Origin of the sequence: Micromonospora sp. C31 (assembly GCF_018070575.1) — a bacterium.
Lineage (GTDB): Bacteria > Actinomycetota > Actinomycetes > Mycobacteriales > Micromonosporaceae > Micromonospora.
This window is the reverse complement of sequence record NZ_JAGPXN010000041.1, coordinates 1-9,315: the sequence shown is the minus strand read 5'-3', so window position 1 is coordinate 9,315 and position 9,315 is coordinate 1. Positions and strand designations below refer to the sequence as shown.

The 9,315-nt window shown below is 69.9% G+C and carries 7 protein-coding genes; 2 read left to right on the top strand and 5 right to left on the bottom strand.

The genetic code is table 11. The features are described from left to right. The first annotated feature begins 408 nt into the window (after positions 1–408). Positions 409–906: a hypothetical protein gene (locus KBX06_RS27165; RefSeq protein ID WP_210839889.1), complete on the top strand. Its 498-nt coding sequence runs from the start codon at positions 409–411 to the stop codon at positions 904–906. An 83-nt stretch (positions 907–989) separates the two neighbouring features. After that, positions 990–1,448, top strand: coding sequence for a hypothetical protein (locus KBX06_RS27160; RefSeq protein ID WP_210839888.1), 459 nt, complete (start codon positions 990–992; stop codon positions 1,446–1,448). On the opposite strand, the gene KBX06_RS27155 is transcribed toward KBX06_RS27160, so the two are convergent. From KBX06_RS27155 to fxlA, 5 genes are all read right to left on the bottom strand, one after another. Beyond that, positions 1,351–2,523, bottom strand: a complete 1,173-nt coding sequence (locus tag KBX06_RS27155; protein WP_374225682.1) for a hypothetical protein — start codon at positions 2,521–2,523, stop codon at positions 1,351–1,353. The two genes, KBX06_RS27160 and KBX06_RS27155, sit on opposite strands and share 98 nt — an antisense overlap. A gap of 2 nt (positions 2,524–2,525) precedes the next feature. Then, entirely contained in the window at positions 2,526–4,607 is a 2,082-nt protein-coding gene (gene fxlM, locus KBX06_RS27150; RefSeq protein WP_210839884.1) for a methyltransferase, FxLD system, read from the bottom strand. A gap of 4 nt (positions 4,608–4,611) precedes the next feature. Continuing rightward, positions 4,612–5,907: a lanthionine synthetase C family protein gene (locus KBX06_RS27145; RefSeq protein ID WP_210839883.1), complete on the bottom strand. Its 1,296-nt coding sequence runs from the start codon at positions 5,905–5,907 to the stop codon at positions 4,612–4,614. Continuing rightward, on the bottom strand, positions 5,904–8,978 hold the full coding sequence (locus KBX06_RS27140; protein WP_210839881.1) for a lantibiotic dehydratase: 3,075 nt from the start codon (positions 8,976–8,978) through the stop codon (positions 5,904–5,906). Before KBX06_RS27140 ends, KBX06_RS27145 begins: the two co-directional genes overlap by 4 nt. Positions 8,979–9,095: 117 nt before the next feature. Next, positions 9,096–9,239, bottom strand: a complete 144-nt coding sequence (fxlA, locus tag KBX06_RS27135; RefSeq protein ID WP_210839879.1) for an FxLD family lanthipeptide — start codon at positions 9,237–9,239, stop codon at positions 9,096–9,098. Between the last annotated feature and the right edge of the window lie 76 nt (positions 9,240–9,315).

Sequence of the window (9,315 nt, the reverse complement as noted above, 5' to 3'; positions counted from 1 at the left end):
TCCTCACCGAACCCGAGGCCGGACTGTTCACCCTCGCCCCGCCGGCGACGTCCGCGTAGCCCCCACCAGGGCCGCTAACGAACCGTCAAACCCACATCAGACAAAGCCTCCCGAACCACCCTCTGAGACGGATGGTCAAAATCCCGTCGATCTGGCAGGCGAACGAGTGGTATCTGGTTGATTCGTTCACCACCGAAGGTGGCGTATTCCGGGAGCTGTTGCCAAATTTGGGCCAGTGGAAGAAGGAAAGAAACTACCTACGCCCTAATTGAGGTGATGGGAAGTTTAGTGACCGCGGCCTGGCCCGGGGTTCTCACTTGCTGCAGAGCGGGTTCGCGAGGAGTGCTTATACGCGGCTGGGTGTACCGTCACGCCGTGCAGCCAGCTACCGATCCTGATCTCCGATCGATGAGCATCCGGCAACTGCTTGGGCTCTACTCTCGGATCCTCAATGAGCTGATCCAGCGCGGCGTTGTCAGGTCGCGCAACGCCCCTGCCGGTGACCTGGCCGAATCCGTCGTTGCGAAGGCCTATCGAGGCGAGCTCGCGCCACAGTCGGAGAAGAGTTGGGACGTTCGAGCGGCAGGCGGCACCTTGCTGCAGGTCAAGTGTCGCGTCATCGAGCCCGGCAGCCGACGTACCCAGGTCTACTCGCCGTTCCGTAGTTGGAGCTTCGATGCCTGCGTGTTTGTCATCCTGAACAGCGTCACCTACGACATCGAGCAAGCCGTCGAGGTGCCAGCCGGCCAGGTCAAGACAGCCGCCCGAGCGAGCTCATGGGTCGCCGGTCACCGGATAACCGTGAGTCAGACCCGTGCTGGCATCGATGGCGCAGTCGACGTGACCGCTCGGCTGCGAGAAGCCTATGAGGCTATGGACCGACGGGAGCAGACGCAGGTTGTTTGACCTCCTGACCGGCCGCGGGCGGGTGACGCCCGGGTCCTCATCGCCCGGTCGGTGGCGTCCAGCCAGCGTGACATCATCCTACGATGACGACCGATTCACCTTGGTTGATCGGAAGCTGGATGAGCGTGGTCCAACAGCCGAATCTGGTCGACGAACTCCTCGGCCAAGAGGATGAGTACGCGGGCGTTGCTCTTCTCGCTTTGACGCTTAACCATCACGACCCTGACGTCGTGCTGCCGCGGATCAAGCGCGGGCTGGGCTCGATGAGGGCGCAGACGCGGGCCAACGCCTTGCAGTCATTGGGGCATCACGCCCGCCTGCACGGTTCGATCGACGTCGAGTCCCTCGCCCGGCTGCGCCTGGCCTTACGCCACCGGACCGTGCTCGGCGGGTACGAGATTCGCGGATACGCAGCCAATGCCGCCAGCGACGTGGGGATGTTCGTCAGCCGGGCAGGGCTTCCTCGGTGGCTACGCCGCCGATTTGCCGGCCCACGCCACCCGGTTCGAGCCTCGGCCCGGGCACAAGTGAACCCCTCGTGATCACCGCTCTGCTGGTAGTCAGCGACTGCAGCAGCCGCTTGCGAGCAACGCTTGGCAGTTGGGCATGCATCATTCCCTCCTGCATGATGTCGACGAGCCCAGCTTCGCGTCCGGCACCAATGACAGCACAGATGCCGGGGTGGCCAAGGAGTTCACGCGCCACGTAGGCGTCGCCATAGGCGAGAGCTTGGTCGATCAGGTCTGCGGCCAGACTTCGTACCCCCGGCTGGTCTACTCCGCCCGCCGCGTCCAGGACCGTGAGACCGAGGCGGGTGTGAAAGACGGCGAGGCTGGGTGTGGGCGTTAGCCGTCGGTAGGTGCGGAGCAGCGTGTCGAGGTAGGCACCATCCGGCTCGCCGCCGGCCCTGGCGCACAGGTAGGCCAGACATGCGGTGACGGCCTCCTCCCACGGCTCGCCGCGGACCGTCTCGGTGATGATCGCGCGAGCGCGCTCAATCTCGCCGGAGGTGGCGTGGGCAATGACCGCGACTTGGCGCCCGTCGAGCATCCGTTGGCCGATGCCGTTGTGCCGCTGGAGGTGCTCGTAGGCCTCTTTCCACCGGCCGGCGCCGGTCAGTGCGCGGGACCCGTCCGCGAGAAGCACACCCCACAGCCACTGCCGTACCTCGCGATGATCATCGTCGGTTCGGGTCAGCCTGCTCGCCGGCACCGGGTGGCCGTCGATCAGGGTGTCGGTGCGGGATGAGAGAGCTTGGAAGAGGTTGTTGAGGAGCCCGAGAGCCGCGTCGCCGTTGCCGTCTCTGATGTGCAGGCGGGCGAGGTTGACCAGCGGCTCGAGGGCATGCCGCGCGGCCTGCGCGCCCAGGGGGAGGGCGTGCAGGTACGCGTCGGCGTGTTCGTGGCACCAGTGCCGGGCCAACTCGGGCTGGCCGCAGTCCGAGGCGATCAGCGCAGCCTGGTTGTAGACGGCAGACGCCGCAGCCAGGTCGCCCTCATGATCGGCGCGTTCGGCGAGGACGCGCAGGTCGTCGACGCGGCTGGTCAGAGCCTTAGCTGCGGGCCGCGGTCGGGCCACAAGAGGGAAACGTCGCAGGACGTGGCTGGTCGGGCCCATCGTCACTGCCAGGTGACGGTGATGGGGTGGTGCGGTCGGGGGAGGAGGAACCGTCCAGCCGACGGGTTCGCCTCGGTGGGCGAGTCGGGGATCTCGAGGTGCACGGTCCGGGAGCGGTATTGGGCGTCCCAGACGCGGATCTCGTCGGCGACGTGCTGGGCGAGGCCCTCGCCGGAGGGGCCGTGGCCGATGACGCCCACCTCGTACAGCTTGCCGCCGTCGGCAGCCGGCGGCGCCGGCCGGAGAGTGAGGTACGCGAGGTCGGCGCCGCGGGTGGTGGCCATCGCTCCCCAAGGGAACATGGGGGAGACGGTGCCGCGCTCGATGGCCTCGGGTTTGACGTTCATCCGCATGATGGCGTTGTCGAGACGGCAGGCCAGCCATAGGTCCAGCCACTCGAACGGCACCATGGGCGGGAAGATCACGCCGGTCCACGTCTCGTGTCGTTCGGCGTCGAGCACACCAGCGAGTGCGGCCGCGTCGGCGCTCTGGTCCTTGTGTACCTGCAGGGTCACGTCCTGCTCGTCGGTGAGGGTGACGAGACGTCGCGCATCGTCTGCAATGCCGCGCAGCGGCATGAAGACGGCCAGCTCGCTGCCGACGTCGCGCCAGCCACCTTCGTACCGCTCAAAGACGATCGAGCGGGACGCGGCGCCGCGCAGGCGGAGCGGCACGACCAGGCGGCCGTCCGGGGCGATTTGCTCGAGCCACGTGGTGGGCGTTTCCCAGGCACCGACGGTGGCGATGATCCGGTCGTACGGTGCGGCGTCAGGGTGTCCGAGCGCGCCGTCGCCGTGGACGACTTCGACGTTGGCGACGCCGGCGGCGGCTAGGTGTTTCCGGGCCCCGTCGATGAGGTCGTCATCGACGTCGATGGTGACGACGCGTCCGGTCTCGCCGACGATGGCGGCCAGGAGAGCCGCGTTGTAGCCGGTGCCGGCACCTGCTTCCATGATCCGGTGGCCCGGTCGGGCGTCGAGCTGTTCGAGCATCATGGCCACGATCCGGGGCTGCGAGGCGGCGCTGATCGAGGCGCCGCGACCGTCGGTTTTGGTGTAGACCGGTGCGTCGGCGTACGCCTGCTCCAGCGGCACGCCGGGCAGGAACAGATGCCGTGGTGTCTGCCGTATCGCGGCGTTGACGCTCGGCGTCCGGATGATGTTCTCTGTCCGCAGCCGGTCGGTGAGCTCGGATCGCAGGTCGGCGGGTTCACGAAGCGTGGTCATCTCGTCGACGCTAGTGGCCGGCGGGATGGGTGCTGAGGTGGACACGGTGCTCCTCCTGATGGGATCGAAGACGTTCCTGACCGCGAGTGCGGCGAGGGTGGACTGGTCGCGTACGGACAGACCCATTCGGTTGGCGTGGAAGATGACGTGGTGGGCGACGACCGCGCGCAGGCCTCGTCGTAGGCGGCCGTGCCGTGCCAGGTCGGCCAGGGCCTGACCGGCTGCCTCGAACGCGTCGAGCCATGCGCCGTAGCCCGCGAGCGGCCCGTCCGAGCCGGGACGGCTCAGGCTGCGGATGTCCACGGACATGAGCCGGTCGATCGCCCGGCTCAGGGCGGCGGCGGTGGCGCTTTCGGCGGGTAGGGCTGGGGCGGGACGTAGTTCGGCGACCTTGGTCCAGACGTCGCCCTGCTCGTACCAGTCCAGGCCCCCGCTGCGCATCAGCACGCTGCACAGAAGGATGGCGAGTTCGCGTCTTCCGAGCATGGCCGACTCGGCGAAGCCTGGTCCAAGGAGCAGCTGTCGGCTGTCCTGATGGAAGAGGTCGTGCGCGACGTGCATGCCGGCCGAGCCGCCGAAGGCCAGCGTCTCCGGCTCGTAGAGGCCTCGGGTCCAGGTGACGATGCGGTCGTCGACGGCGAGCGTCTCCAGCAGATTCTCGAAGAGGTGGGAGGTGGGATCGTCGGCGAGGTACCGCCACCGCCACGAGGGGTACTTGCGGACGTACCACCAGCCGTGCAGGACGCCAGCGTCCTGCGCAGCAGCCAGCGCTGGGGCGAGCACGGTGGCGGCGATCTGCTCCGCTGCGGCGGGTGTGGAGAACTCGACGGTGTACTGCCGCCATGCAGGTGTCGGCATCGGATCAGACATCCTCACGTTGGGTAGGCCGGGCGGTGAGTAGGCAGAAGTCCCAGGAGCTGTCCGGCACGGACGAGGTGCTGCAGCTCAGCGCCGCCAGTGCCACTCCGGTGGCGCCTTCGAGCAATCCAGGGCCCGGCACGTCGCGGATCAGGGCAGCAGCCGTACGCCGAGGGCCGGCACCTGCGGGGTCGATCCGGTTGAGCAGGTGGGGGACCCGGGCGTTGAGGCGGGCTGCATTTCCGGGAAGAGCGTCGGCGGCGACGCGGTGGGCGATGTGGGCCAGGCCCGCGTACCCGTGGCACAGGGAGGGATCGGTGGTCGCGGCGAGCTGGCGTCGGTCGGTCAGGGCGCGGGCGAGCGCGTGTTCGGCAGCCACACGACGGACCAGGTCACCGGTCGCGAGAGCGGCGAGTTGTTGCGCGCGTGCCAGACCGGCCGTGCCGTAGCACCAGGACGGCCGCTGGGCGCTCGACGGCGATGCGTGGCCGGCGCGCAGCTGCGACCTGGTGACCCAGTACGGCCAGATCGGGCCTGCATCGGTGGTGCTGCGCCACCGGTCGAGCCAGGAGCAGATGGTTGCGATCGCTGCGAGCTGACCCTGGACGACGACGCCGCGCAGGGCGGCAAGTGCCAGCAGCGCCAGGGGCCCGGCGATGCCGTGTGCCATCCCGGTGTTGCCGTGCCCGCCGGGGAATCGGTCGTCGCGGCGCCCGTTGGGGCCGTTGCCGGTCCACCAGCCGGGCAGCATCTCGCCCTCGCGGTGCAGGGGAGAGGTGAGACGGACCAGGTACTCGAGTACGGCGCGAAGCTCCTGCCCGCCGGACGATCGGCGCAGCAGGTACGCCCCGATACCGGTGAGCCCTCGGATCGCGTCGAACTCGGCAAGAGCCGGTAGCTCGCCGGCGTCGATGCGGGCGTGCGCAGCGGCCACGCGGCGCCGCGCGTCGGCGGCGATCGCCGTGTCGAGGCCCTCCAGCGCGCGGGCGTACGAGCCGGGCTGGTGGACGGCAGCGCTCGCCAGGACGTGCGCCAGCGCGGGTGCGCCGTGGAAGGGGTGGCTGTCGGGGCCTGTCGTTACCGGGCCGCTGGTAGCGGCGGCGAGCCAGTGATGGGCGCGTTGCCACGGTCTTAGCCCTGCCGCTGCCAGTTCGACGTGCAGCAGGGCGATGCCGGGTACGCCGAGGGCGAGCGACTGCCGCCACCAGGGTTGGTGGATCGGCAGGCTGGGATCGTCGGGGTGAGCGAGGAGATCGGCGACCGCGACGGCCAACTCGTGGCTCTCGTACGCGAGGCTCATGACCGGCTCCGGGCGAAGTAGGCCAGGGCGGCGGCCCGGGCGAGGTAGCGGCATTGGTCCTCGTCGTCGAAATCGATGCCGACTGCTCTGATGAAGTGCGCATGCATGAGCGAGCCGAGGACGTCGTGAGAATCGATGCCGTCGGTGTGTGGGCCGGGTAGGTGGGTCCGGTAGACGGCGAGGGCGACGTCCCGGTTCTTCCAGGCGTCGACGATGGCGGAGCCTCCGGCGACCGCACGCAGCGCCGCCCAGTCACCACCGGGCTGGGCGAGGCGGACAGCTTCGCGGAACAGCGGCCGGGGGACCGGCTGGGGTGCCGTGGCGGGCACGTGGTCAACCAGCCAGCGCATTCCGGTTTCGAGGCTGCCGGTGTAGGCGACGGCGATGGCCGCGGTGTGCGCGGCGACCAGCGCCTGCCGGCTTGGCCGTACCGTTTGGCGCAGCTGCGTGAGTACGGCGTGGGAGTCGGCGATGAACACCGCCTCGGCGGCCTGCATGGCGGGCCCGGATCCCCACCGGCCGGTCTCCGGGTAGGAGGTGGCGTACTGCACCTCCCGCAGCAGGCCCCGCCGTCGCAGGTCGTCGGCCCACGCGCTGACGCGCTCGGCCGCCGGCCCGAACGCCGAGGCATTGGACAGCGCGATGCGGAGCCGTAGGTGCTGGTCCGGGTCGCGGAACCGGAGGAACCACCAGTCGGGCGGGGCGTCCCACTCGGCGATCAGCCGGGGCAGGTGCTCAGCCAGGAGCAGGTCCTGACGGCGGATGTCTCCGTACAGTTTCGCGAGCAGGATCCGCGAGGCGGCTGGACTCTGCCCCTGATCGCGTCCGATGACCCGGGCCGGGGTCGGTGTGGGCAACGGCGGCCAGGGTGGCGGCTCTGTGGCATGCAGCGCGACGATGACCTCGTGCGGGCGGCTGCCGCACCACCCGAGGTCCTCCGGCGTGGGGGCCTCCACGAGGACCGCTCGCGGCGAGGTGAGCAGGTGGGCGCGCAGCAGGACGCGGTGGGCCGACTCGTCGAGATCCAGCGGTAGACGACGGTCGGCCTCGACCAGGTGCACCAGGCGCGGCAGTCGCCGGCGAGCCCGCCATTCGTCGAGGGCGTCGTCCCAGGCGTACCAGGGCTGGTGCCGGTCGGGCAGCTCGGCGGCCTCCAACCGCCAGGTCGCCGGCGTCAGAATCGCCCGCCCGTAGCGCACCCGGGGGAGGAAGGGCAGCTTCGTCCGGGCAGCGGCGCCCCAGTCGAAGGCCGTGACCTGGGCACACTGGGCCCGCCCGAGCTCGATGAGGAACCGGGCCAGCGGGGGAGTGTGGGTACGCAGGTTCAGCGCGTGCATGCCGACCGCCTCGATCCGATGGCCCCGGTCCGGTGCCGCGAGGTACAGGCGTCGGCCGTCGCAACCCACGGTCAGGTCGTCGGCGGTGAGCACTGATCGGCTGGGCCAGCGGTGCTCGGCCAGGCTGATCACCGTTGGCAGCACCTGAACGGCGCGCGCGACGTGCGCGGTCCCGGGATCCAGTGGCGGGAACGACACCTGGGCGGCGACGGTGTCCCGGTCGCCGGCGGGCAGTTCGCTCAGGGCAGCGGCCAGCCATCCCGCGTCGGTCGGCCGCAGCACACTGAGGAACCGGCCGGTGAGCCCGCCAGCGGCCCGGGAGATGGAGGTGACCTCGACCGTGAACCTGCCGCGGGCCAGGTCCTTCCCGTCGGCGGCCTGCACCCGTACGCATGCCTCCAGGTGCGGAGGAAGACGTAGCCGCTGCGGTCCCAGGTCCAACTGCGCGATCGTTGCCTCGTCGAGGACGACCTCGGTCGCGGCGTCCAGTGCCGCACGCTGTGCCATCTGCAGCAGTGCCTCGTCGCGGCGGGACATCGGTGAGCGAGGATCAGGTGCGGGACTGCCCGGGTAGCCGTCCGGCAGCCCGATGCCGCTGTCCGGGTCGACCACATCCCGCACCGGCACCAGCGAGCCGATTCCGTAGCGCTCGTAGAAGCGCTGGTGGTAGGCGCGCCAGGCGGCAGTGCCGTAGGGGTACACGCTCAACCGGGCCAGCACCAGCGTGGCCTGTTCCACCTCTCTGGCTACCTGATCGGGGAGCGTCACCGAGGCGTCCAGCCGGAGATCCACGGCGAGCGGCTCGTGCTCGGAGATCGCGAGACTCCGTATCCGCGAGGCCACCAGGCGTCGGGCCGCTGGAGCGTCGCCCGGCTGCGCCGTGTTGTGCCGCCGTAGCCCGGCATGGATCTCGCGGAGAGCGGCGATGACCTCAGCGACGGGCGTACCCGTTCCGTCGCCGGCCTCGTCGAGTTGGCTCAGCAGGTACCCGAGCGCGTCCGGCTCCGTGCTGGGAGCGTGCAGGCTCGTGATGAGGGCGCGGTGGGCGATCAGCTGGGTGAGCATCGCCGTGACGGCTGCTGCCGACGCCTGCGGAAACGCTCCACGGAGCTGCGAGGCGAGGACCTCCACCCGGATCGGGCTGCGGGCTGCCGCAATGACGGCCCGTACCGGCGCTGAATGGCGTAGGGATACCTCCGCCGCTCCCAGATGGCCGTCGAGCCCAGGCTGCGGCTGGTAGGGGACGATCAGCCGGTCGTCGCGGACCGTCAGCGTGCTGTTCGCGACCACGACGAGACGGGAGAGCAGCTCCGGGCAGCTTTCGATATGGGTGATCACGTCGGTGAGCCAGCCAGCGCCTGCCCGGGCGATCGCCTGATGGGCTGTGCCCCATCGGGTAGGTGCTCGCGAGCCGAACACAGCGGGTGCCACGCCCGCGAGCAGCCCGAACGGCGTGGGGCGACCCAGCAGACGCTGGGCATACCGGACGACGGCCTGGACCGTCCGCCGTGTCTCGCGTACCGAAGCGGTCTCACCCGCGCAGAGCTTGCTGACCTGCGCCGCGAGCACCGGGCTCGAGAGCGTGATCGCCTCGGCCACGGTGTCGATGGCCCAGGTCTGTCGTAGCCAGGTAACCCAGGACGGCACGAGGTCGGGGCGGGGCTCGGTCAGGTCTGGCCACGGGGGCAACTCGATGGCCGGATGGGCGACGGCGCGGACAAGCGCGGTGCCCATCGACCGATAGGCAGAAGACTCCACGGAGCGGCTCACTTGATCACCTCGGTGAGACGGGGGTGCCCGGCCGGCGCCGACCGTCGTGGCGGCGCCGGCCGGCCTTTCAAAGCCCGTTGATCAGGCGACGTTGGTGGTGCACGCGGTGCAGGTGCTGCCGCAGCCGTCGTCGGTCAGGTTGACCAGACCGGCGACGTCTGCCACCTCCAGCAGGCTGAGAGGGTGGTTCGGTAGCTTTCGTCCATTCTGGGTTTGGGCCGGCATGTGAATGTGAGCCGTGGTCGTAACCGGTAGGTCCGGCCGGCGTTGGGCTGATCATGGGTGAGCGTGCGGCGTATCC

Bases quoted from the DNA above. Each gene is read 5' to 3' on its own strand.
- KBX06_RS27165 (WP_210839889.1), top strand. From the start codon at position 409: ATGAGCATCCGGCAACTGCTTGGGCTCTACTCTCGGATCCTCAATGAG.
- KBX06_RS27160 (WP_210839888.1), top strand. From the start codon at position 990: ATGACGACCGATTCACCTTGGTTGATCGGAAGCTGGATGAGCGTGGTC.
- KBX06_RS27155 (WP_374225682.1), bottom strand. From the start codon at position 2,523: ATGGGCCCGACCAGCCACGTCCTGCGACGTTTCCCTCTTGTGGCCCGA.
- fxlM (WP_210839884.1), bottom strand. From the start codon at position 4,607: ATGCCGACACCTGCATGGCGGCAGTACACCGTCGAGTTCTCCACACCC.
- KBX06_RS27145 (WP_210839883.1), bottom strand. From the start codon at position 5,907: ATGAGCCTCGCGTACGAGAGCCACGAGTTGGCCGTCGCGGTCGCCGAT.
- KBX06_RS27140 (WP_210839881.1), bottom strand. From the start codon at position 8,978: ATGGGCACCGCGCTTGTCCGCGCCGTCGCCCATCCGGCCATCGAGTTG.
- fxlA (WP_210839879.1), bottom strand. From the start codon at position 9,239: ATGCCGGCCCAAACCCAGAATGGACGAAAGCTACCGAACCACCCTCTC.